The organism is Hufsiella arboris, assembly GCF_009834875.1.
In the GTDB taxonomy this organism is placed as follows: domain Bacteria; phylum Bacteroidota; class Bacteroidia; order Sphingobacteriales; family Sphingobacteriaceae; genus Hufsiella_A; species Hufsiella_A arboris.
Map to the genome: position 1 here is coordinate 124881 of NZ_WVHT01000005.1, position 25615 is coordinate 150495.

General features: G+C 41.7%; 22 protein-coding genes. All 22 read left to right on the top strand.

The window, feature by feature from the left end:
- Positions 1-25 precede the first annotated feature (25 nt).
- The 22 genes from GS399_RS11910 (at position 26) to GS399_RS12015 (ending at position 25614) form a co-directional block, all read left to right on the top strand.
- Positions 26-1015 (top strand): glycosyltransferase family protein, encoded by a 990-nt coding sequence (locus tag GS399_RS11910; protein ID WP_160844864.1) that lies wholly within the window; start codon positions 26-28, stop codon positions 1013-1015.
- A gap of 57 nt (positions 1016-1072) precedes the next feature.
- Positions 1073-2053, top strand: a complete 981-nt coding sequence (locus GS399_RS11915; protein WP_160844865.1) for a beta-carotene 15,15'-monooxygenase — start codon at positions 1073-1075, stop codon at positions 2051-2053.
- Between the two features lie 158 nt (positions 2054-2211).
- Positions 2212-2904, top strand: coding sequence for a phosphoribosylformylglycinamidine synthase subunit PurQ (gene purQ / locus GS399_RS11920; RefSeq protein ID WP_160844866.1), 693 nt, complete (start codon positions 2212-2214; stop codon positions 2902-2904).
- On the top strand, positions 2904-3647 hold the full coding sequence (locus tag GS399_RS11925) for a type III pantothenate kinase (protein WP_160844867.1): 744 nt from the start codon (positions 2904-2906) through the stop codon (positions 3645-3647). Before purQ ends, GS399_RS11925 begins: the two co-directional genes overlap by 1 nt.
- Positions 3640-4935, top strand: a complete 1296-nt coding sequence (bamG, locus tag GS399_RS11930) for a BamG family beta-barrel-assembly machinery protein (protein ID WP_160844868.1) — start codon at positions 3640-3642, stop codon at positions 4933-4935. The genes GS399_RS11925 and bamG overlap by 8 nt, the downstream gene beginning before the upstream one ends.
- A gap of 6 nt (positions 4936-4941) precedes the next feature.
- Positions 4942-5574 (top strand): LPS export ABC transporter periplasmic protein LptC, encoded by a 633-nt coding sequence (lptC, locus tag GS399_RS11935; protein WP_160844869.1) that lies wholly within the window; start codon positions 4942-4944, stop codon positions 5572-5574.
- A gap of 145 nt (positions 5575-5719) precedes the next feature.
- The gene (locus GS399_RS11940) at positions 5720-7813 is read left to right on the top strand and encodes a SurA N-terminal domain-containing protein (protein ID WP_369410122.1); all 2094 of its coding nucleotides are present in this window, start codon (positions 5720-5722) and stop codon (positions 7811-7813) included.
- A gap of 131 nt (positions 7814-7944) precedes the next feature.
- Positions 7945-8460 (top strand): DUF2480 family protein, encoded by a 516-nt coding sequence (locus tag GS399_RS11945; RefSeq protein WP_160844871.1) that lies wholly within the window; start codon positions 7945-7947, stop codon positions 8458-8460.
- An 88-nt stretch (positions 8461-8548) separates the two neighbouring features.
- Positions 8549-9322 (top strand): DUF3108 domain-containing protein, encoded by a 774-nt coding sequence (locus GS399_RS11950; RefSeq protein ID WP_160844872.1) that lies wholly within the window; start codon positions 8549-8551, stop codon positions 9320-9322.
- A gap of 9 nt (positions 9323-9331) precedes the next feature.
- Positions 9332-9916: a DUF3109 family protein gene (locus tag GS399_RS11955; protein ID WP_160844873.1), complete on the top strand. Its 585-nt coding sequence runs from the start codon at positions 9332-9334 to the stop codon at positions 9914-9916.
- Between the two features lie 438 nt (positions 9917-10354).
- Complete coding sequence (locus GS399_RS11960) at positions 10355-10933, top strand: REP-associated tyrosine transposase (protein WP_160844874.1); 579 nt, start codon at positions 10355-10357, stop codon at positions 10931-10933.
- A 146-nt stretch (positions 10934-11079) separates the two neighbouring features.
- Positions 11080-11931 carry a dTDP-4-dehydrorhamnose reductase gene (gene rfbD / locus GS399_RS11965; protein ID WP_160844875.1) on the top strand — a complete coding sequence of 284 codons (852 nt, stop codon included), beginning with the start codon at positions 11080-11082 and terminating at the stop codon, positions 11929-11931.
- Positions 11932-11989: 58 nt separating this feature from the next.
- The gene (rfbA, locus tag GS399_RS11970) at positions 11990-12850 is read left to right on the top strand and encodes a glucose-1-phosphate thymidylyltransferase RfbA (protein ID WP_160844876.1); all 861 of its coding nucleotides are present in this window, start codon (positions 11990-11992) and stop codon (positions 12848-12850) included.
- Complete coding sequence (locus GS399_RS11975; RefSeq protein WP_160844877.1) at positions 12851-14116, top strand: nucleotide sugar dehydrogenase; 1266 nt, start codon at positions 12851-12853, stop codon at positions 14114-14116. It abuts the gene before it with no gap.
- Positions 14117-14240: 124 nt separating this feature from the next.
- Positions 14241-15377: a GDP-mannose 4,6-dehydratase gene (gmd, locus tag GS399_RS11980; protein ID WP_160844878.1), complete on the top strand. Its 1137-nt coding sequence runs from the start codon at positions 14241-14243 to the stop codon at positions 15375-15377.
- An 899-nt stretch (positions 15378-16276) separates the two neighbouring features.
- Positions 16277-18832, top strand: a complete 2556-nt coding sequence (locus GS399_RS11985; RefSeq protein ID WP_160844879.1) for an SLBB domain-containing protein — start codon at positions 16277-16279, stop codon at positions 18830-18832.
- 2 nt (positions 18833-18834) lie between these two features.
- On the top strand, positions 18835-19920 hold the full coding sequence (locus GS399_RS11990; RefSeq protein WP_160844880.1) for a Wzz/FepE/Etk N-terminal domain-containing protein: 1086 nt from the start codon (positions 18835-18837) through the stop codon (positions 19918-19920).
- A gap of 2 nt (positions 19921-19922) precedes the next feature.
- Positions 19923-20963, top strand: coding sequence for a ferredoxin--NADP reductase (locus GS399_RS11995; protein WP_160844881.1), 1041 nt, complete (start codon positions 19923-19925; stop codon positions 20961-20963).
- 3 nt (positions 20964-20966) lie between these two features.
- Complete coding sequence (gene rfbF / locus GS399_RS12000) at positions 20967-21743, top strand: glucose-1-phosphate cytidylyltransferase (protein WP_160844882.1); 777 nt, start codon at positions 20967-20969, stop codon at positions 21741-21743.
- Positions 21728-22831, top strand: coding sequence for a CDP-glucose 4,6-dehydratase (gene rfbG, locus GS399_RS12005; protein WP_202409441.1), 1104 nt, complete (start codon positions 21728-21730; stop codon positions 22829-22831). The genes rfbF and rfbG overlap by 16 nt, the downstream gene beginning before the upstream one ends.
- Positions 22828-23871: an NAD-dependent epimerase/dehydratase family protein gene (locus GS399_RS12010; RefSeq protein ID WP_160844883.1), complete on the top strand. Its 1044-nt coding sequence runs from the start codon at positions 22828-22830 to the stop codon at positions 23869-23871. Before rfbG ends, GS399_RS12010 begins: the two co-directional genes overlap by 4 nt.
- A 24-nt stretch (positions 23872-23895) precedes the next feature.
- Positions 23896-25614, top strand: coding sequence for a thiamine pyrophosphate-binding protein (locus GS399_RS12015; RefSeq protein ID WP_160844884.1), 1719 nt, complete (start codon positions 23896-23898; stop codon positions 25612-25614).
- Position 25615 lies beyond the last annotated feature (1 nt).

Below are 25615 nucleotides of genomic sequence, written 5' to 3' on the forward strand. Positions count from 1 at the left end.
CCTGTCGTATTTTGTTTACAGATTTATGAAGATACTTTACGCCATACAAGGCACTGGAAATGGACATACAAGCCGGGCCAGAGAGATTATACCCCTGTTACAACGGCATGGCGAAGTTGATGTCCTGGTGAGCGGAACTCAGGCCGATATATTACCTGATCAACCGATCACACATCACTATCACGGTTTCAGTTTTATTTTCGGCGAAAAGGGGGGAGTGGATCATTGGAAAACATATAGATCAATGAATCTGCCGCGATTGTGGAAAGACATTAAGTCATTTCCGCTGAAACAATATAACCTTATTATAAACGACTACGAGCCCGTAACGGCCTGGGCCTGCCGCTTGCAGCATAGGAATTGCATTGCGCTTAGTCATCAAAGCTCTTTCTTGTCCGATCGTACGCCCCGCCCAGTTAAGCAATCGAATTATACGGAGTGGCTTTTCAAGTATTATGCCCCGTCAACGCATAAAATCGGGTTTCATTTCGAACGTTACGAGGATTTTATCCATACGCCGGTAATCCGCAGTCAAATACGGCAAACGGAATCGAAGGACTTAGGGCACGTAACAGTATATCTTCCGGCCTATTCCGATCAAACCTTGTTAAAATATTTGAAACTCGTGCCCGAGGTTAAGTTTGAAGTCTTCAGTAAACATAGTAAAATACCATTTACTGATACCAATGTCGCTGTAAGGCCTGTTAATAACAGTCAATTCAATATAAGTCTGGCAAACTGCCATGGATTACTAACCGGCGGCGGCTTTGAAGGTCCGGCCGAAGCGCTCTTTCTCGGCAAAAAAGTGATCATGCTGCCCATGAAGTTCCAATACGAACAGCAATGCAATGCCGAAGCTGCCAAAAGACTGGGAGTTCCGGTGGTTTACCATCTTGATGACTCTTTTGTATTGAAGCTTAAAAGCTGGCTTCATTCGGATGTAGTTCCAAAAGTCAGTTTCCCTGACGAGACAGAGTCGATAATCGACAACCTGGTTAATCGCTACGCCGAATAAGGTGGCACGGCTTTAACATATCGGAGCTTTGCATTATAATTGCACTAAATATCCGGTATGATCAACCAGTTCCGAAAGCTAAATCCCGTAAACTTACTATTGTTAGTGCTGGTTGCTTTCGTTCTCCGGATAGGATTTTTCTATTCTTTACCTGAAAAGATTGAGATTTCCATGGAAGAGCCAATTTCCAAGTTAATCTCTAATGAAGCACTGCAGTTATTTTTTACGCCCTTAAGTAATGTGCTTTCAGCAATGATTTTGACAATTGCCCAGGCGATACTTTTCAACAAAATAGTAAATGAACATAACCTTTTGGGGAAGCCGTCTTTTTTGCCGGCATTGATGTTCGTTACTGTATCCAGCATTTTGCCGCCATTTTTAATAATTAGCGCACCTCTTCTATGCAACTTTATGAGCTTGTGGATCATTTCAAAGTTCCTGAAGTTATATCGTAATGAGGATGCCTTGTCGGTAATGTTTGATGAAGGAATGATCGTGGCCGCCGGAACGATGATCTATTTTCCCTTTATTGCCATGCTGCTGTTGCTTTGGGTAAGCCTGGTAATCTTCCGGCCGTTTAACTGGCGTGAGTGGATTGCCGCGTTGCTGGGGTTTATAACCGTTTATTTCTTTGTAGCCGTTTATTATTACTGGCACGATATGCTTGGCAGCTTTTATTACATCTGGAAGCCCTTAACACAGCCGGTATTGACAAACATCCCGTTTAAGCTTAATGATTACCTTCCGCTGATACCGCTGGCCGTGATATGCCTGATTTCTTCTTTTGCGCTCAGGCAGGTTTTTTTCAAAAGCTTTGTGCAGGTCCGTAAGGCTTACCAGGTTTTTTTCTTCATGTTTCTGCTGGCGCTGGTTTCCGTGATTCTGAAAACCCGTTTTGATGTAATCCATTTCCTGTTGTGCGTATCATCAGTAGCAATATTAATAGCTTATTACTTTCTCCAGGCCCGCAAGCGCTGGATCTACGAAAGCCTTTACCTGATTCTTGTTGGGTTTATTATTTACTTCCAGGTGTTTTAGGAAGGTATCAGGGGTCAACCCGCAGGTTTGAGTAGTCGACCTCAGCTGTTAATTTTTTGTCTTTCGGGCTTTTTTCACTTTCCGTCTTTCCTCCCAGATTAACCTTTTTTAACACTTTAAGCGTTCCGATACCGCAAAAAATAGATAGTTTTGTGGCTATGAAGTTTGGAGTAGTAGTTTTTCCCGGTTCAAACTGTGATGAGGATATCATCTATGTTCTCAGGGATATCATGCAACAGGAAGTTGTAAAGTTATGGCATAAAGATCATGATTTGCAGAATGCCGACTTTATTGTTCTGCCAGGAGGTTTTTCTTATGGAGATTACCTTCGGTCGGGAGCAATTGCGAGATTCTCGCCGATTATGCAGGAAGTTATCCAGTTTGCCAACAAAGGCGGATATGTGATGGGTATCTGTAACGGGTTCCAGATTTTGTGCGAAGCCGGGCTGGTACCAGGAGCTTTGCTGCATAATACAAACCGTAAATTTATTTGCAAAAATATTTACCTCAAGGCAGAAACGAGTAATTCTTTAATTACCTCTTCACTGGATGTAAATAAGGCATTGAAGATCCCAATCGCACACGGTGAAGGAAATTATTTTGCAAACGCCGACACCATCAAAAAGCTGAATGATAATGACCAGGTGTTATTCCGTTATTGCGACGCAGGCGGAAATATCACTGCTGAATCTAATCCAAACGGATCGCTGGAGAATATAGCAGGAGTATGCAACGAACGACGTAACGTTTTTGCGTTGATGCCTCATCCGGAACGTGCTTCTGATTCATTAGTTGCGAACCAGGACGGACTCGGTATTTTCGAATCGATACTTAAAACGGTTCATGCCTGATGATCAATCTGGTTATTGATATTGGTAACACTTTTACCAAGATTGCCATATTCAATAATCGAGAGCTGGTTAAATCGGCTGCTTACCAGGATTTTACAGAATCAACAATCAGCAATTTTATCAATGGCCACAATGTCGATAATTCCATTGTGTCAGCCGTCGAGGATCCTGCATTCGATCTCGAAAGTCATCTGAAGTCTTTTTCAAACTATCAGCGCTTCAGCACGAGTATAAAAACTAATGTCAGCATCCGGTATAAAACGCCTGAAACGCTTGGCCTTGACCGTTATGCGGCTGTTATCGGCGCCCATAACCTATACTGTTCGCAAGATATTCTTGTTATAGATTCAGGAACTTGTGTTACTTACGATTTTGTCGATAGGGAAGGAAATTACCCGGGAGGTGTTATCTCACCTGGTTTAAAGATGCGCTTAACGGCGATGAATTATTATACCGGCCGGTTACCATTGTTTTCACCCGATCCGGAATTTGATCAGCAAAGCGGAAATGACACGCTGAGTTGCATGCTGGCAGGAGCTCAAACTGGTTTGATACATGAAGCTGCAGGTTTTATTAACTATTACAAACAACAACACCCGGATATTAAAATACTACTTTGTGGCGGTGATGCACCTTTTTTTGATAGGCAATTGAAAAATAGCATCTTTGCCCCCATTGTTAAAACCGAACCTCATTTGGTTCTCTCTGGTTTGAACGAAGTTATACATCAGATAAATGATTAAGAATATAAAAAAGACTCTACTCATATTGGGCGGTATTTTCCTGGCATTCAGCTCCAATGCTCAAACAACAACCAATTCTCCGTATTCGCAATTTGGCCTGGGGAATCTTGTCGGTCCTATTCTTCCGCAAAACCGCGGACTGGGCGGCATTGCCACAGGGGTTAGGCAAATTGGACTCTATTCTAATGTTAACCCGGAAAACCCGGCTTCCTATTCGGCTATCCGCCTAACTACTTTCGAAATAGGAATGACCAACAGCATCAGCGAGTTAAGTAAAAGTAATCAGACCGAGTCAAGTTATACAGCATCATTAGGACATATAGCATTTGGAATACCAGTAACAAAGAAATCGGCGCTTAGCTTTGGTTTGTTGCCTTACTCTAATGTGGGTTACAATTACCGCCAAAAAGCAACTATTGATACAAATAATGTAGATTATGTTTACAGCGGCGATGGAGGCCTGTCAAAGGCGTATGTTGGATATGGCTTTGGTCTGGGCAAGCATATAAGTTTTGGTTTCAATGCTTCCTACCTGTTTGGTAAGCTTAGCAGTAAACGCTCGACAGAGTTTCCGGACGATATTGTGACCTTTACTAATTCGCGGATCGATAGAAGCGCCAGTATCTCAGGATTTTCTTTCGACTATGGAGCGCAGTTTTATACCAAACTGTCTAAAAAGATAAATCTTACAATCGGGTATTCGGGCAGCGCTAACTCGTCAATTGATGGCAAGTATACAACATTAGCTACCCGCTATACAATAAACAACAGCGGCGACGAATCAACGGCAATCGATACATCCTACAACCAGGAGGGAAATAAGCAAAAAATTAAACTTCCTTTAAATAACGCTGTCGGTTTTTCAATCTCTAATACTAACAGGTGGTTGTTCGGTGCAGATTTTAAAATGGGCAAGTGGTCTGATTTTAGCGTAGGCAATGTTAACCAGGGTCTTAATGATAGCTATACGGTTAACGTGGGCGGACAAATCACCCCTGATCCGACTGCAGTAAGTAATTACTTTAACCTGATCGATTATCGTCTTGGTTTTCGCTACGACAAGTCTTACATAAACATCAATAATACTGATATAACTTCGAAAGCTATTACGCTGGGTTTAGGACTTCCGCTGCCATCAAACCGGTCAACATTTTATAAGATCAATATCGGGGCAGAACTTGGCCAACGCGGAACTTTGGATAACGGGTTGGTTCGCGAACGCTATGCTAATATTTACATTGGCTTTACGCTGAATGACCAGTGGTTCATTAAGTATAAGTTTGATTAAAGACAAATGAGAGCAGTAAGGCTTAAAAGAGAGTTGGACGTGCCTGGAAATTACGTCGCATCCAGTTCTATTATAAGTTCATTGCTTATTCTGCTGTTAATAAGCTTATTAGTATCATCATGCGAAAACAATTTGAAAGATGTCGAACGGATATCTTCCAAAAAGGTCTCCGTACCGGTTGATAAATCCTATGGCGTCCAGGTAATTTACAGCGATTCCGCTGTCGTAAAAGCGAAAATGAATACGCCTGTTCTATTTCATTACGAAACAAAAAGCCCTTATTACGAGATGCCGAAAGGCGTTACGGTAATTTTCTATGATCCGGCTCAAAAAGAGACAAGTCGTGTAACATCTGATTACGCCATCAGCCGTGAAAACGAAAAAGTTGTTGAGCTGCGTAAGAACGTAGTAGCTACAAACCCGGAAGGAAAGACTTTTAAATCCGATGAGTTGTTCTGGGATGAGAATAAAAAACGGTTTTATTCGAACAAGCTTGTTAGCATTACCACCAAAAGTGAAACGATTTATGGCACCAGTTTCTGGGCAAATGAGGATTTCACCTATTACGAAATCCGCCAGTCAACCGGTAATTTCGATGTAAAACAGAAGGATCAGCAAGGCTTGCCGCTGGGGAACTAAACCATAGGCAATCAAAAAATTAACACCTGATTTTTGTTGTTTATTTTTTTCTCAAAAATTGTATCTTGCGCCCTCTTTTCGGGGATGGTTTAATTGATAAGCCCCCCAAAACAGAATTTAATATTGTAATAAGTATATGGGATTAATGAGTTTTTTGCGGAACCGCGCAGGCATTATCATCGTGGTAGTGATCGGTTTGGCAATTTTTGCGTTTTTACTTAGTGACGCGGTAAGGATGGGAAGTCCGTTTATGGCTGCAAGCAGAAACCAGGTAGGTGAAATTGCTGGCGAAACGGTGGATATTCAGGATTACAACGCCAGGGTTGAGCAAAACACCAACAACTTTAAGCAGCAAATGGGCCAGGCCAGCCTGAACCCTCAGATGACAGCGTATGTTCAGGAAAATACCTGGAACCAGCTTATCAGCGAAGTAGTGATGCGTAAAGAAGTAGAGCGCCTGGGTTTAATAGTGGGTAAAAACGAGATCAACGACATGATCACCGGTAAAAACCCTGATCCAATGGTTGTTCAAAATTTCGGCGATCCAAAGACAGGACAGATAAACCGCCAGCAATTAAACGGCTTCCTGGCAAACGTTAGTAGCCAGGCTCCGGAAGTACGCGCGCAGTGGGGTGCCTTTTTAGTGGGTTTGAAACAAAGCCGCCTGGCACAGAAATATTCAAATCTTGTTAAAAACAGTGTTTACGTAACCAACCTTGAAGCTAAGGATGATTACCTGAACAGGAATAAACTGGCAAACTTTAGCTACGTCAATCTCGACTATGCTTCAATTCCCGATAAGGATGTAAAGCCTGGTGACGAAGACTACAAAGAATATTATAACGAAAACAAGGCTCGTTTTAAAAATCGTGAGGAAACTCGTTCAATCGAGTATGTTGTTTTCAATGCGCAGGCTTCCAAAGCAGATTCGGCCGAGGTTAAAGCTGGCGTAGAGAAGATAGCTCAGGATTTCAGAACTACCAATAACGACTCATTATTTGTCAGCATTAATGCCGACACAAAGTCGCCAATCGCCTATGTTCATAAGGGACAACTTGATCCTGCACTGGATTCATTAGTGTTTAAAGCAGCTAAAGGAACAGTTGTTGGTCCGGTTTTCAGTAACGGTGCATACCGTATGGCTAAAATAATCGACGAGCGTGTAGGTCCAGATTCGGTTAAAGCAAGTCACATACTTTTAAATCCGGCTACAGAAGGCGGCCTTGATAAGGCGAAAGCTAAAGCCGATTCAATTGCTAACTTAATTCGTAAAGGCACAAGTTTTGCTGACCTGGCGAAGAAGTTCGGAACCGATGGTTCTAAGGACAAAGGCGGTGATCTTGGCACTTTTGGACGCGGCCAGATGATTCCGGCGTTCGAGGACGCTGTATTTAACGGCGCTACCGGCGACCTGAAAGTTATTACTACCCAGTTCGGAGTACACGTTATTCATATTGACAGGCAGGTAGGATCTTCAAAAGTGGCGAAAGTTGCGGTAGTTGACAAAGCATTAAACAGCAGCAACAAAACGCAGCAAGCGGCTTACGCGAAAGCTTCTGCATTTTTGAGTGGTATTTCCGGCAAAGATTTTGACGCGGCTGTTTCCAAGCAAGGCCTGAAAAAAGAATCCGCAGAAAATGTAACCGGTTCACAAGGATTTATACAGGGACTTGAGAATCCGAGGGACATGGTTCGCTGGGCGTTTAAAGCTGACGAAGGCGACGTATCCGACCAGGTTTTTGAAATGGATAACAAATATGTCGTTGCAAAATTAACTGACATACGCGAAGCCGGTGAATTGCCGCTCGACAAAGTGAAAAAGCAGATCGAGCAAATGGTAATTAACCGTGTTAAAGCAAAAATGCTGACAGAGAAATTTGACAAGGCGCTTGCGGGCTCTTCATCAATCGCACAGGTTGCTCAGAAAGTAGGAAAGCAAGCCGTGCCGGTTGAAAACGTTGTTTTTGCCAATCCAATAATCCCTGGTTTATCACAGGAAAATAAAGTTGTAGGAACACTGTTCGGTTTACAGCCGGGCAAACTTTCTAAACCTGTTGCCGGCGAGCAAGGTGTTTACGTTGTATCCGTAAGCGGGTTTACTAATCCAGCTCCATTAACCAACCCGGTAAAACAGAAAGAGCAGATCGCCCAGGGTGCCGCTCAGCGTTTACAAGGTGAAGCATTTTCGGTGCTTCGTGACAAAGCGAATATTAAAGACAATCGTGTTAAGTTTTTCTAGAACTTGATTTCAGATATGAATGCCGGCTCTAATGCCGGCATTTTTTTTATAATTATGTCAAATTTTACCTTTGGCTGTCCGATTGATTTTAACATATCGCATACTTTTGTGTCAAAGAAGAAATAAGGTACATGGAAATTCAGGAAAATATCGTCAATAAAGTGGCTCAAAGTGGCCTGGTAAGCTTTGACCTTGCTGATATTTACCCTCAGGGTGAACGCTTCCTATATGATATAAAGGATAATTTGTTTCAAGGCCTGATACTGCGTGAGAAGGATTTCAGGGAATTTGTAAAGGAACACGACTGGCAGCAGTATGCAGGCAGGCATGTTGCCATAACATGTACCGCAGATGCCATTGTGCCAACCTGGGCTTATATGCTGCTTGCCAATAAAATGGCTCCGTATGCAAAAAGTATCATGTTTGGAACACTCGCAGAGCTTGAATCGCTATTATTTGATCGTGCTGTTAATGAGCTTAATTTTGAGGATTACCGCGATCAGAAACTGGTAGTTAAGGGCTGTGGTGAAGTACCCGTTCCTGTTTCGGCTTTCGTGGCCTTAACGGCGCAGCTAAGCAAGGTTGCCAAAAGTATTATGTACGGTGAACCATGTTCCACAGTACCGGTGTTTAAACGTAAAGATTAAAAAGAAAAAGCAATAAGGTGACTTGTGTGTTACAGCTAAATGCATTGAAATATTGTAGCCTGAGCCTGCATGCAATAACTGATATCTGATGAAACAACGTTTTTTTTTGCTTCTTTTTTTATTGATTTCTTTTTATGCACGGCCCCAGGAGCTTGATAATATAAGTAATACCTCTTTTGAGCCTGGTGAGAAACTGCGTTATAAACTTAAATACGGTTTTCTCACCGCAGCAGAAGCGACTCTTGATGTTCTGAAAAGTGATACTAAATTCGACGGTAAGCCGGTATATCACCTGGTTGCACAAGGGAAGACATCAGGCTCATTCGATATCTTTTATAAAGTTCGCGACAGGTACGATTCTTACATAGACCAATCTACATTACTACCATATCTATATACTGAAAATATTCGTGAAGCAAGTTATAAACGGACGGATAAAGTGCGGTTCTACCAATCAGAACGCAAAATAGTGGGGAACCGAGGCACGTTTCGCGGCGCAGCCAAGACATTTGATCTTGCCTCCGCGTTTTACTTTGCACGCAATATTGATCTCGCCGGAGCAAGAGTTGGTAAAGCCTTTACAATGAGTTATTTTTTAAAAGACGAAGTAACTGATTTTACGATCGCTTATATAGGAAAGGAGCAGATTAAAACCCAGCTTGGAGTGATTAATTGCCTGAAGTTTAGTCCGCAGATACAACCTGGCCGTATATTTAAAAAGGATAGCAAGCTTTATCTCTGGATCACTGACGACAAAAACCGTATACCGGTAAAAGCCCAGGTAGAAATATTGGTAGGTTCCGTAACTTTGGAGCTTGCAGAAGCGTCGGGCTTAAAATACCCCGCCCCCTATTCTAAATAATTTAATATCATGATTGAAGTTCAGCATACATTGGTGCATGAGGATGTAGTTTCGGAGAATTTTGTATGCAACCTCGACAAATGCAAGGGAGCCTGCTGTATTGAAGGCGACTCAGGCGCTCCGCTTGAAAAAAGTGAGCTGACGATCCTGGAGGATATCTATCCTGCGGTTAAGCCGTACATGACTGCAAAAGGAATTGAGACCGTCGAAGAACAAGGTACCTGGGTGACAGATTTTGAAGGCGACTACACAACACCTTGTGTTGACGGAAATAAAGAATGCGCTTATGTGATCTGGGAAGGTGGTATCACCAAATGCGCGATTGAGAAAGCATATGAGGAAGGTAAAGTAAACTGGAAGAAGCCAATTTCCTGTCATTTATATCCTATTAGAATAACAAACTATCCCGAATTCGATGTGCTGCATTACGACCGCTGGAATATTTGCAGCCCAGCTTGCTCATTCGGACGGGAATTAAAAGTTCCGGTTTATAAATTTCTCAAAGAGCCGTTGATTCGCAAGTACGGCGATGATTGGTACCAGGAGCTGGAAAGTAAGCTTCAGAGACATTTTTATATTGTTAAAAACGATTGACCAATCAGCACTTGTTATAAACGAGCGCTATGTTCAACGATTTTTTTGCGCTCGTTTCCAAACGAGTGCTTAACTGGTTTGGCGATTGTATCGCTTATCATTATAAGCCATGCAAGTCAGTACTCATTTGCTATGCTTGCATAGATTACTACTCTCAAAGTACTTTATCCCTACTTGAACTGTACTTGAATGGTACATAAGGATCGGTCTTAGATCATCATAACTTTATTTAACTAGCCCTTCATAGTATAATACAGAGGCATCGTTACAAACGACTGACCAATCAGCACTCGTTGCAAACGAGCGCTATATTCAATGAACTTTTTTGCGCTGGTTTCTAAACGAGTGCTTAACTGGTTTTGCGATTGTATCGCCTATCGCTGAGCCAATCTGGCAATTCGGATTATATCATATTTCGATCTTTTTTATATTTATAATATGTCTCATAAATATAAAGTCAAAGATCAGGAAGAGATTCATTTCATCACATTTGCAATTGTTGATTGGGTTGATGTTTTTATCCGGCCTGTTTATAAAAACATTATAGCTGAATCTCTCAAATATTGCAGGTACAATAAAGGGTTAAATTTACATGCATATTGTTTAATGACCAATCATTTGCATTTGCTAGTATCTGCCAGACATCCCGAAAAATTAGCCCAGATAATTCGTGATCTTAAAAAGTTTACCAATAAGCAAATAATTGCTGCGATACAGCATGAGCAAGAAAGCCGGCGGGAATGGATGCTTCATCGTTTTAGTTATCATGCTAAGTTTAGTAACAGAATTAAGGATTTTAAAGTATGGCAGGACGGGTATCATGCTATTGAATGTAGTTCATTAGCCCTGATCGCCCAGAAGCTTGATTATATTCATAACAATCCGGTAAAAGCCGGGATTGTACTTAATCCGGAAGACTATATTTATAGCTCAGCATCAAATTATATCGTCAATAATGGAATACTGGATGTCGAAATTCTGAACGTTGGTTATTCTGGAGTTGGAAATTCTGTTTAATAATTGGATTTTGTTGTCGTTACAAACGACTGACCAATCAGCACTCGTTGCAAACGAGCGCTATTTGCGTCTGACCGGATGAGCATCAGCTTTTTGCCGTTTACTATCCTATCAATAAAAAATCTTTCTTAAGTTTACCGCCGTCTATGAGTAAAATTATTGTATTCGGTGCCGGCGGACAATTAGGCCAGTGCCTCAGAGAGTTAGCAAACCAGCGAAACATCCAGGATATTTACTTCCCCACCGAAACAGAGGCTGACATATTGAATGTTGAAGCTTTAAAACAAGTTTTCGACCAGCAGAAACCGGAATATTGTATTAACTGTGCTGCTTATACCGCGGTCGATAAGGCAGAAGATGAGAAAGATTTAGCCGAAAAGGTTAATAAAACAGGCGCCGAAAATCTTGCGAAGCTTTGCAATGAATATCAAAGTACGCTGATACATGTTTCGACCGACTTTGTATTCGAGGGGAATACTCCCAAACTGCTGACAGAAACTGATGTAACGTTTCCCATTAACGTTTACGGGGAAACGAAGCTGGCCGGAGAGAAAGACATTCTTCTTAACACAACCAGGTATTTTATCCTTCGTACGAGCTGGCTGTACTCCGAATATGGAAATAATTTTGTTAAAACCATGTTGCGTTTGGGAGCCGAAAAAGATGAACTGAAAGTAATTGCTGACCAGATAGGTACGCCCACGTATGCCATGGACCTTGCCGCTGTGATATTTGATATTATCGAATCGGGCTCTAATAAGTACGGTGTTTATCATTACAGCAATGAAGGTGTCACTTCCTGGTACGATTTCGCGAAAGCGATATTTGATATAGCGAAAGTGAATATTAAGGTATATCCTGTGCCGACATCTGAATATGTCACCAAAGCAAAGAGGCCCGCTTTTTCAGTTATGGACAAATCGGCTATAAAAAACGCTTTCCAGGCAAGCATTCCATACTGGCGCGAAAGCCTCGAAAAATGCATCGCGAAACTTTAGGTACTTAAGTTCACGCTGTTAACTTTGCAAATCCATCTATCAAACTAAATATTATCCAATGAAAGGAATTATTCTTGCCGGCGGCTCGGGAACCAGGCTGCATCCATTGACACTTGCTACCAGTAAACAGATGATGCCTGTATACGACAAGCCGATGATCTATTATCCCTTGTCTATTTTAATGCTTGCCGGTATACAGGAAATCCTGATCATCTCTACACCACACGACCTTCCCAATTTTGAGAAGTTACTGGGAGATGGAAAGAATCTCGGCTGTAAATTTTCGTATGCTGTTCAAAAGGATCCGAACGGCCTGGCACAAGCTTTTGTTATCGGTTCAGACTTTATCGGTGATGACAGCGTAGCGCTGATCCTTGGCGACAATATTTTCTACGGCGACGGGCTTTCGCATTTATTGCAGGACCTTAAAGAACCAGAAGGTGGTGTTGTATTCGCGTATCCTGTTTCAGATCCTGAACGTTATGGAGTTGTTGAGTTCGATGGCGACAATAAGGCAATATCAATTGAAGAGAAACCTGCACAGCCGAAATCAAACTACGCTGTTCCTGGCTTATATTTTTACGATAATTCAGTTGTTGAGATCGCGAAGAATATAAAGCCTTCTCCGCGCGGAGAATATGAAATAACAGACGTCAATAAAGTATACCTGGAACAAGGTAAATTAAAAGTAGGCGTATTGAGTCGTGGTACGGCCTGGCTTGACACCGGTACATTCCAATCGTTAATGCAAGCCGGGCAGTTTGTCCAGGTTATCGAGGAAAGGCAGGGGCTCAAAATTGGCTGTATTGAAGAAGTCGCTTATCGTATGGGTTTTATCAACGCCGACCAACTGAAGCTTATCGCGGCACCACTAACCAAAAGCGGTTACGGGCAGTACTTACTTAGATTAATAAAATAAATGAAATTAAGTCCTGATCTAAAAATTTCAGTGATTGGCTTAGGCTATGTCGGTCTTCCGCTTGCCCTTGCATTGGCTGAAAAATACCAGGTCCAAGGATTTGATATCAATAAGAAGCGGTTAAATGCTTTAAGATCAGGGTTTGACGAAACTAACCAGGCGGACACTAACGAATTAAAGGAAACGGCACTGAAGCTAATTGAGGATGAACATTTCCTTGAAGGAACTGAAATTTTTATTGTAACAGTTCCAACGCCTGTTGATGAATATAAGAAACCGGACCTCGAGCCGTTGTTAAGCGCTACCGGCCTCGTCGCGCAATACCTCAAAAGAAATTCGATCGTCATCTATGAATCGACGGTTTACCCGGGCTGTACAGAAGAAGATTGCGTTCCTGTACTCGAAAAAGAAAGCGGCCTGGTATTTAACAGTGATTTTTATTGCGGTTATTCTCCGGAAAGGATCAGTCCCGGGGATAGCAGCCGTACGTTAAAGAAGATTGTAAAAGTTACTTCCGGTTCGACACCCGAGATTGCTGCTTTGATCGATCAATTGTATGCCAGCATTATAACAGCGGGTACCTTTAAAGCATCAAGCATTAAAGTGGCTGAAGCGGCAAAAGCTATCGAAAATGCCCAGCGTGACGTTAATATCTCGTTTGTTAACGAGCTGTCGCTCATTTTCGATAAAATAGGGATAGACACCAATGATGTGCTGGAGGCCGCCGCGACGAAATGGAACTTTTTGAAATTTACCCCGGGATTGGTTGGCGGTCATTGTATCGGCGTTGATCCTTATTACCTGGCATATAAAGCTGAAAGCCTGGGTTACCATCCGGAAGTCATACTTTCAGGCAGAAGGGTGAATGATTATATGGCATCTTTTGTTGCAAGTAAAGTTGTTAAATTGATGATTGCAAAAGGCTCATCTGTGAAGGATTCAAGGGCCCTAATTTTGGGCGTCACTTTTAAAGAGAATTGCCCCGACATCCGAAATTCAAAGGTTATTGATATACACAAAGAGCTTGTTCAATTTGGCATGCAGGTAGACGTTCATGATCCGCAGGCGAATTGTGAGGAAATCAGGAGTCAGTATGGCTTTTCACTGGCTGAAGATATTTACGCCCGTAATTATGAGGCGGTCATTCTCGCTGTTTCGCATAAAGAGTTTGAAGAAATCGACTTCGAGCGGTTAAAAAAACCGTCGACTGTTATTTTTGACACTAAAGCTGTCATCGACCGGCGATGGGTCGATGGGCGACTTTAATTTCTAAGCCAAATAATTTTATTTTTTGAAACCCGTTTACCTTTCTGGGAGTATAATTCTCAATCTATCCGTTTTTTAGCTATGAAAAATTCAATATACTTGTCAACTATTTAAGATTCTCTAAATGAAAGTCGCACTAATAACCGGAATAACCGGACAGGACGGAGCGTACCTGGCTGAATTACTTATAAAAAAAGGATACAAGGTCCATGGTATCAAAAGAAGAAGTTCTTTGTTCAATACGGATCGAATTGATCACTTGTACCAGGATCCCCACGAAAAGAACCTGAAACTGGAACTTCATTACGGCGACCTCACAGACTCGACGAACCTGATCCGTATCATCCAGGAAGTGCAGCCTGATGAAATTTATAATCTTGCGGCCATGAGCCATGTGAAGGTTAGTTTTGACACGCCGGAATATACGGCAAATGCCGATGGAATCGGTACTCTTCGTATCCTTGAAGCAGTGCGTTTACTGGGTTTAACAAAAAAGACCCGCGTTTACCAGGCATCAACATCCGAACTCTATGGTTTGGTCCAGGCAGTTCCGCAAAGTGAAACAACACCATTTTATCCACGTTCGCCATACGCGGTTGCAAAAATTTACGGCTATTGGATCACAGTAAACTATCGTGAGGCCTACGGTATGTTTGCTTGTAACGGAATTTTGTTCAACCACGAAAGCCCGATCCGCGGGGAAACTTTCGTGACTCGTAAGATCACACGTGCAGCAGCGAAAATCGCTTTAGGCTTACAAAGCTGCCTGTATCTTGGCAACCTTTCCGCACAACGCGACTGGGGTCATGCGAAAGATTATGTGGAAGCTATGTGGCTGATCCTCCAACAGGATAAACCGGAGGATTTTGTTATCGCCAGTGGTATTACCACTACTGTTCGTGATTTCGTTAAAATGAGTTTTAACGAACTGGGTATCGATATCGAATTCAGCGGTAAAGATGAGAACGAGAAAGGTGTAATCATTGGCTTCGACGAGAACAGATTAATGGACCTCGGCATTGAAAAAAGTAAGATCCTTCCGGGAACAACGGTAGTAAAAGTAGACCCTAAATATTTCCGTCCGACGGAAGTGGATTTATTGTTAGGTGATCCTACTAAGTCAAAAACACAGCTAGGATGGAAGCCGAAATACGATCTGCCAGCCCTGGTAAAAGATATGGTTCTTTCCGATCTTGACCTGATGAAGAAGGATGAACACCTTCAGGCGGGAGGGTACAAGATCTTGAACTACTTCGAATAGAAGATATCATTCATTTGATTTGTGAAACCGGGTTAAGCCCGGTTTTTTTATTAGGAAGCGACTTGCGTAAGTTTGGATTTCAAATCCAAAATTATTGCATCGTGATTGCAAATCCCGATGAGCAGGAGAGATAGAAAACCAGTCCTCGCGCTCGTTTGCAACGAGTGTGTAATGGTTTTGCGATTGTATCGCTAAGAGCATAAACTGTCGTTGTAAACGAATTCCAGAAGTACTATTAATTGCGTTGCCCCTCGCGCTCGGCTTAACGGGTTTGTATTGGTTTTGCGATCGTATCGCTTACAAATAGTTATCGTTGCAAACGATTCACCGGCAAGCACTCGTTGCAAACGAGCGCTATAGTCGCGCATAAACTTTTTACAGGTCTGCAAGGGTTCTGCTTCGTACCTTCTTTGGCGGTTGTTGGGCGGAAAGGCTCTTTTTGCGCATCAGAGCCGAAGCAGAACCCTGAAAGAGCCGAAGAACCACCAAACAAATAATAACAGTCTTGTCCCCTCGCGCTCGTTTGCAACGAGTGTGTAATGGTTTTGCGATTGCATCGCTAATAGTATAAACTGTCGTTGTAAACGATTTCCAGTAAGCACTCGTTTCAAACAGGCACTATTTTGTGGGATAATATCGTTGCAAACGATTGACCAGATAGCACTCGTTGCAAACGAGCGCTATAGTAGTCGTTAATTATCCTAAAAAGTAATTCATGCAGAAATCTGCTTTAACCTTTCAATTACATTTATATCTTTGCTGCCGCATTTACAAATGGGGAATCTGCATATGCTTTGTGAATATTTTTACACGAAGCGGGCGGCCACGGGCTTTCAGATATTCCGGTATTTTTTACCTTTGTTAGATGGCGTTTGTAACACGGCATTGGATTTAACTGAATGAAGTCAATATTACTTAAGGGTTTTTGTTTAATAGTATTAACGTTTTCGCTCATTGGTGTTTCTGCAGTCAAAGCGCAGAATATCAATCAGCAGAATTTTAGTTCCATCCGGGTAGATGAGTTGTCCGACGACCAGATCAGGCAGTTTATGAAGCAAGTTGAAGCAACCGGCTTAAGCGACACCCAGCTGGAGCAAGTCGCAATTGCCCGTGGTATGAGCACCGATGAGGTTGCAAAGCTTCGTGACCGTGTTAACCGCATTAAAACAGCCGACGCAAAAAGACAACAGACCAACCAGCAGGGAAACAAGACTATTGGCGCAAAACAGCAACAAGGCGGCAGAAACTATACACAGCAATCCGCGCAGGATTCCCTCAGGTATACCAACCAGGATTCATTAAGGATGGCCGAAAAGCTTTTGGCAGAATTCAAACCAAAAATATTCGGAGCCGACCTTTTCAGAAATACCAACCTCAGCTTTGAGCCAAACTTACGACTGGCGACACCGCAAAATTATGTGGTCGGTCCGGATGACCAGTTGTTGATCGACATAACCGGGAACTCTGAAGCCAGTTACCAGTTAAAAGTTTCGCCTGAGGGGACAATTAATATCGAATATGCAGGCGTTGTACAGGTTGGTGGTATGACCATCGAACAAGCAACGGCAAGAATAAAATCAAAGCTCGCTACTATTTACTCGGGATTACGGAATGGTTCTACACGACTAAACGTGGCGGTAGGAGACATACGCAGCATTAAAGTAACATTGGTTGGTGAAGTCGCTAAACCGGGTTCTTATACACTTCCTTCCTTAGCTACTGTTTTCAATGCACTTTATGCTTCCGGGGGGCCGACTGACAACGGAACGTTTCGTTCCATAGAAGTGGTTCGCGGCAATCGTGTAGTCGGAAAATTGGATATTTACGATTTTCTTTTAAAGGGTTTCCAAACCAATAATATACGGCTGCAGGACAATGACGTCATCAGGGTTCCGACTTATCAGACACGCGTTGAATTCTCCGGAGAAGTTAAGCGTCCCTATATTTTCGAAACATTGCCGAATGAGACGCTAGCAGACGCGCTTAATTTCGCCGGCGGTTTTACGGAAAGAGCATACTCGGCAAGGGTGAAAGTCCTTCAGAATACTTCGAAAGAGAGAAAGATTACCGATGTTTTTGCCGATCAATTCTCAACTTACAAACCTCAAAATGGCGACAAATATTTTGTAGAACAGATATTGGAGCGTTTTGAAAACCGTGTAACGATTAACGGTGCTGTTTTCCGTCCCGGGCAATTTGAGCTGACGAGTGGTTTAACCTTAAGCCAATTAATCAAAAAAGCTGATGGAGTGAAGGAAGACGCTTTTTTAGAGCGAGGTTATATTACGCGGTTGAATCCCGATAACAGCACTCAATTGATTTCTTTCGATGTCAGAAAAATAATTTCAGGCAGTACTGCTGACATTTCATTGATGCGGGAGGATGTAATCAGTATTAATTCGATCTTTGATCTTCGTGATGAATACCGCGTATCAATTGATGGGGAAGTCCGCAGTCCCGGAACCTTCAATTATTCGGATAATATGACCGTTGAAGAATTGGTTTTGAAAGCTGGCGGATTTAAAGAAGGCGCCTCGCCAAACCGGGTTGAAATTTCGCGTCGCACAAAAAGCAGTGATGTCACCTCGACTTCCGCGGTTTCTTCAGAAGTATTCCAGGTTAATATCAATCCTAATCTTTCTTTAAGTCAGCCTGGTTTTGTCTTACAACCTTTTGATATCGTATCGATCAGGAGTTCTACCGGTTTTGAAATCCAAAAGCAAGTTAAAGTTGAAGGCGAAGTGCTTTACCCGGGAATGTATACAATCACCCGTAAAGACGAACGGGTTTCCGATATATTAAAACGTGCCGGAGGATTTACCGCATTGGCGTATCCCGAAGGTGCTTCACTAAGGAGGCCAGGCCCGCCGAAAGACACTTTGCTAACCAACGATATCACCAAGTTTAAGGACAGTATTGAAGTTTTACAGCAACAGGTTATACGCTTAAAACGGATGCAGCAACTTCAATCACAAACAACGATAAATAATTCATCCGGGTTGTTAATCGATGAGGAGTCAACCAAAAATGAATACGTTGGAATCGACCTTACAAGAATACTAAAAGACCCGGGCAAGAAAGACGATATCTTTTTGGAAGAGGGGGATGTACTTTATGTACCTAAGCAGCTCCAAACCGTAAAGATTAGCGGAGAAGTTTTATCTCCGGTAACAGTAATATACGATAAAAGCAAAGGCTTTAAAACGTACATCAATAACGGCGGCGGATTTTCTCAACGGGCATTAAAGAAACGATCATACGTGATTTATGCCAACGGTTCTGTTAAGACAGCTAAAAAGTTTTTCTTTTTTAATAATTACCCAAGCGTAAGCCCCGGCGCCGAAATTTTTGTGCCCAAAAAGGATCCGGCCAAGCGTGTAAGTGCCGCAGAATTAGTGGGGATTACAACTGGCTTAGCATCCTTAGCAGCAATCATTGTAAGTTTATTAAAATAACGATGACCGAGTTGAGCACCAATCAAAATGTGTCGGCTGACGACGAAATATCATTAAAGGAACTGATCCTTAAAATCAGGGAGTGGTATCGGTACCTGCTGTCTAAATGGAAGGCCATACTAATTGCGGGAATTATCGGGGGAATTCTGGGCTTTACATACGCTTATTTTAAAAAACCTGTTTATACTGCGGATTGTACTTTCGTCCTGGAAGAAGGGAATGCTGGCGGTGGACTCGGACAATATGCAGGCCTGGCTTCGATGGTCGGAATCGATATGGGCGGTGCAGGTAATAGCGGAATTTTCCAGGGTGATAATATTCTTGAACTGTATAAATCGCGATCGATGGTTCAAAAAGCATTGCTGACAGCTGCTGATTTTAATGGTAAGAGCCAGCTGCTCGTGGACAGGTATATTCAGATCAATAAAATTCGTGAGGGCTGGGTTGAGAAACCTGAACTGAAAAGCCTTCGTTTTGATAATACACCGCCGGAAAATTTTAGTCGCCTGCAAGATTCCATCCTTGGAAACATTGTCGCAGACATCAACAAAAACTACCTGGATGTTAGTAAGCCGGATAAGAAATTAAGTATCATAAAGGTCGAAGTAAAGGCTAAGGATGAGCTTTTCGCAAAAAATTTTAACGATGCGATTGTAAAAGATGTAAATGATTTTTATGTGCAGACAAAGACGAAGAAGTCACTAGAAAACTTAGCGATACTTCAGCATCAGACGGATTCTGTACGCAGAGCTTTGAACGGCGCGATTAGCGGCGTGGCTTCTTCCATGGATGCCAATCCAAATGCTAATCTGGCATTGCGTATTTTGCAGGTGCCTTCTCAACGAAGGCAGGTTGATGCCGAGGCTAACAAAGCAATTCTTACACAACTGGTTCAAAATTTGGAAATTTCAAAGGTTTCATTGCGAAAGGACGCGCCATTGATTCAAGTTGTTGATGAACCAATACTGCCGTTAAAGGAAGAAAAAATCGGAAAACTAAAAGGACTGGTTATCGGAGGTTTCTTATTAAGTCTGCTTGTCACCTTTTATCTGCTTTTCCGGAAAATTCTAGCCGGAATTATGGACTAATCATGAAGAGCTTTACTTTAAAAATTCAGGCGAAAAAAGTAGAAACACCAGATGCGGTTACTATCTGTTTTAAACAACCTGCGTTAAAAAAGATACAATACGTTGCTGGTCAATACTTAACAGTAATAGTTAGAATCAACGGTCGGAGATATCTAAGGCCCTATTCTTTTTCGTCCGCTCCCGGTGTTGATAACACGCTAGACATAACTATTAAAAGGTGTCCTCAAGGAATTGTCTCAAACCATATTATTGACACTTTTGAAGAAGGACAGCTCATAGAAGTTATGTCTCCGTTAGGTGATTTTACATTCGAAAAAATCAGAGATCCCAATGATAAGCGGTTTATACTGTGGGGTGCAGGCAGCGGAATTACTCCATTGTATTCATTGATTAAAGCGGCTTTGAAGGGAAATCTGTTCAAACATGTCACCTTGGTGTATGGCAATCGATCGAATGACACTATCATTTTTAAAAAGTCCTTAGAAGAGTTACAGTCCCAGTATGAAAGCCGCTTTTCAATATGGCATTTTCATACCCGACTTTCGGTGGCCAGTAGCAATCCTTTTTTAATACAGGGTAGAATTGATCCCGAAAAAATTATGGATGTGCTTAGAAGCGAGGGTAATATGGAAAATTCAGTTCATTTTATTTGCGGCCCATCTGGTTTAAAGGAATCGGTTAAAGCGAGTTTACAAGGTTTCCGTATTGATGAATCACGGATTTTTTCTGAGGATTTTGAGTTAATTCGTAACCCGGAAGATTTCAAAAATATTTCGACCCAAAATGTACTGGTTAACTTTAATGGCGCTGAGCGTTCTGTTGAAGTGGTGAAAGGAAAAAGTATTTTAGAGTCTGCACTCGATTCGATGATTGAACTACCCTATTCTTGCCAAATTGGTAATTGTTCGATTTGCAAGGCGAAAGTTTTAGCTGGAGAAGTTAGTATGATTGGCCTGCAAAAAAGGCCTGTAGATTTAACTAATGATGAATGTCTGCTATGTTGCAGTTTTCCGCAATCGAACAATGTAAAAGTTTTAATTTAAATTATGAAAGTGGTAATACTCGCGGGAGGTTTGGGTACCCGATTAATGGAAGAAACGGAGGCAAGGCCAAAACCAATGGTTGAAATTGGTGGAAAGCCGATTTTGTGGCATATTATGAAGATATATGAAGCCTACGGATATAACGATTTCGTTTTGTGCCTTGGTTATAAAGCTCAGACAATAAAAGAGTATTTTTTAAACTATTACCTTTATAATTCAGACGTCACTATAGAGCTTGAGAAGAATAAAGTAGACGTCCACTTTTCAAATAGCGAATCTTTTAAGGTGACACTTGTTGACACTGGCTTAACTACTAATACAGCCGGCAGGATAAAAAGGATTCAAAAATATTTAAATGAGGAAACGTTCATGTTAACCTACGGGGATGGCGTATCCGATGTCAATATTCAAGAACTCGTGGAATTTCACAATTCCCATGGTAAATTGGCTACCTTGACTTCTATACAAACGCCAGGCCGGTTTGGTAACATAGAAATGGATGAGGCAGGAAACGTAGACCATTTTGTTGAAAAACCACAAGGTGACGGAATGTGGATTAATGGAGGCTTTTTTGTTTTGGAGCCAGGAATTTTCAAATATCTGAAAGATGATATGGATGAAGTTCAATGGGAGAAAAGACCATTGATTGAAATGGCAAACGATGGTCAGTTGGCGGCCTTTCGCCATAATGGCTTTTGGAAACCTATGGACGCTTTAAGGGATAGAATTGAATTGGAACAACTCTGGAGTTCTGGATCAGCGAAATGGAAAATTTGGTAACTATGTTCGAGGAGTTAAGAAAGGTTTACCAAGGGAAAAAGATTTTACTAACCGGGCACACCGGCTTTAAAGGCTCGTGGCTTTTGAAAATATTGTCAATGCTTGGCGCCGAGGTGAAAGGCTATGCGTTAGCCCCTGAGAATGATTATGACCTTTTCTATTTATTGGGTGGCGATCGGCTTTGTGAATCGATTACAGGAGATATCCGTGACGGCGATAGGCTAAAAAAAGAAGTATTAAGTTTTCAACCGGATTTTATTTTTCACTTGGCAGCGCAGCCGCTTGTCCGGCTTTCTTACGAAGTACCTTCCGAAACTTTTGAAGTGAACGCTATTGGTACGGCCAAGTTGTTGGATGCAGTGCGGCTTTTAAACAAGCCTTGTTCCGCTGTATTAATTACTACTGATAAAGTGTATCATAATTATGAATGGGAGTATCCGTATCGTGAAAACGATCGGCTTGGTGGTTATGATCCCTATAGTGCAAGTAAAGCGTGCGCTGAGTTAATAATTGATTCATATCGTAACTCTTTCTTTAATAAAACTCGATACAATTCTCATAAAAAAGGTATTGCGGTTGCCCGAGCTGGTAACGTAATAGGCGGTGGAGATTGGTCTAAAGATCGTTTAATGCCAGATATAGCCAGGGCGCTTGCAAATGATGTTGAAATAATTATAAGGAACCCAGATGCTGTGCGCCCCTGGCAACATGTATTAGAGCCTATTGTTGGATATTTGATTTTAGGCAAACACCTTAGGACCAGTTATTTAAAGTATGGGCAAGCCTATAATTTCGGGCCAGAAACTACAGATGCATTGCCTGTAGTGGATATGGTGAGTTTAGCTATAGAACGATGGGGCAGCGGCGATTATAAAATTGAACGACAGGAGGATCAATTGCATGAAGCTGGTTTATTGAAACTTGATATTAGTAAAGCAATAACTGATTTACTATGGAAGCCAAAATCGAATGCATTAAAGGCTGTCGAATTGACGATAGATTGGTATAAGCAATATAACAGCGCTAAAGAAACAATAAGCAGATTTACGGAGCAACAAATAAGTGAATTTCTAACCATTCCCTCATGAACAATAGAATTATAGAGGAAGATTTATCATCTATATACAACGCTAATATTGATTGGAAACTGTTTACTAATAAAACTGTTTTAATTACTGGTGCAAGCGGTTTTTTGCCCGCATATATGGTAGAAACCCTATTATATGTGAATAAGGTCAGTCCAGGAATTAATATTAAAGTTATAGCTTTAGTAAGAAACAAAGAGAAAGCAGAACAAAAATTTAAAGAACATTTATCAAATCGTCATTTAGAAATTTTAGTACAAGATGTTTGCACACCAGTAACTATAAGCGCAAAGATAGATTACATAGTACATGCAGCTAGTCAGGCAAGTCCAAAATATTATGGCATAGATCCAGTTGGCACATTAAGTCCAAACGTACTTGGAACCATTAACATGCTTCAACTGGCCAAAGAAAAGAAAGTAGTGTCCTTTTTGTATTTTAGCTCGGCAGAAGTATATGGGCAGGTTGCAGAAAACTGTAATCCTGTAAAAGAAAGTTATTATGGCTTGCTGGATCCAATGCAATTGAGAGCATGCTATGGTGAAAGTAAACGGATGGGGGAGAACATCTGCGTGAGTTATTACCATCAATTTGGTGTGCCGGTAAAAGTTGCAAGACCATTTCATACTTATGGGCCAGGTATGCAGCTTGACGATGGACGAGTATATGCTGATTTCCTAAGAAATGTAATAAATAACGAGAACATTGAAGTAACAAGTGATGGCTCTGCAAAACGCGCTTTTTGTTACCTCTCTGATGCGACTATAGGATTTCTAACAGTTTTATTGTCTGGCAACGTTGGCGAGGCTTATAATGTTGGTAATCCGTTTGCCGAACACAGTATAAGTGAATTAGCTGACATCTTAGCGCAGATTAGAAAAAATCCTCTAAGCGTTATTAGAAAGGCAGTAAATATCAAAGGCTATATACAAAGTTCCCTTGCGAGAAATACACCCGACATTTCAAAAATGATAGCGTTAGGCTGGATACCACAAATTGGTGTTTTCGAGGGTTTTAAACGAACTTACCAAAGTTATATCTGACAATTAAGTAATATAAGAAATCAAATGAAGGTATCCGATTACATAGCAATGTTTTTAAAGGAAAAGGGTATACAATATGTATTCGAACTTTCCGGCGGCATGATTACTCATTTACTCGATTCGTTAAGTCAGAAAACTGAAATTAAGGTTATTACAATGCATCACGAGCAAGCCGCTGCTTTTGCCGCGGACGCATACGGACGTGTAACCGGCATTCCTGGAATTGCTCTCGCGACAAGCGGCCCGGGAGCGACAAATTTGTTGACAGGAATCGGCAGTTGTTATTTCGATTCTACTCCCGCCATATTTTTTACCGGACAGGTTAACAGACATGAACAAAAAGGTGAAAGACCAATCCGCCAGCTTGGTTTTCAGGAAACCGATATTATTTCAATGGCGAAACCTATTACGAAGGCCTGTTTTAAAGTAGAAAACGAAGAAGATATACCGGAGATATTAGGTAAGGCATTTTACATCGCTACAGAAGGTCGGCCTGGTCCCGTTTTAATTGATATCCCAATGGATATTCAACGGGCATCTATTGGTTCAAAATTCATTAACCATGCCAATGTCGAAAATGTTGGAATTGATAGCGAAAACTTCCAAAACATATGCAGTGCAATTCGAAATTCTAAGAGGCCGCTAATACTCGCCGGCCGGGGTATCCGGTCGTCGTTTGCCGTTAATCAGTTTGAGGATTTCTTATCGGTGACGCAAATCCCTGTGGTTACCACGCTGTTGGGATTGGACGTGGTCGCATACAATGATCCTTTAAGGGTTGGGTTTATCGGAAGCTATGGAAATCGTTGGGCAAATATCGCGCTAGGTGAATGTGATTTATTAATTGTCATCGGCAGCAGATTAGATATTCGGCAAACAGGTGCAGATACTAGGTTTTTTGAAAATCGGCCAATTTTCCATATAGACTGTGAACCCGCTGAAATTAATAATAGAATAAAGGGGTGCTTTCCCGTTGTTTGTGATGCAAAGCAATTTTTAAATGGGTTTAACAGCTTCACTAGCGGCCTTAATATTACTTTTCAAAAATGCAAGGATTGGTTATCATACATTAACAGGTTAAGAAATCAATGGCCTGATACATCTGAATTAAAGCCGAAAGGGATAAATCCTAATAAATTTATTCATCAGTTGTCACAGCGATCAAAAGAGGCTTCATGCTTCGTAGCTGATGTTGGTTCGCATCAAATGTGGGCAGCCCAGTCGATAGAAATACAGAAGCATCAGTTATTTTTAACGTCAGGAGGAATGGGAGCTATGGGATACGCACTTCCTGCCGGCATAGGTGCATGCTTTGCGCTTGGGATAGAATCTGTGGTCGTGATTGCCGGCGACGGTTGCATGCAGATTAATATTCAGGAGCTTCAAACAATATCGAGAAATAAACTTCCATTGAAGATTATTGTAATGAACAATCAAAATCTTGGAATGATAAGGCAATTCCAGGATAGTTATTTTGAATCCAGGTACCAGTCGACTTATTGGGGCTACACGGCGCCAGACTTCGAGAAAGTTTCAGAAGCGTACGGCATAACCGCTAAATCGATATCCTCAGAAGACGAAATTGAAAGCTCTCTTACCTGGCTTTGGAATGATCCTAATCAAGCCGCTCTACTTCAGGTCATGATAGACCCTTATACAAACACCTATCCGAAGATCGCTTTTGGCCGTCCGATCACTGAAATGGAGCCGATGTCGAAACCATTAGAAATGGAAGGTACCTAAT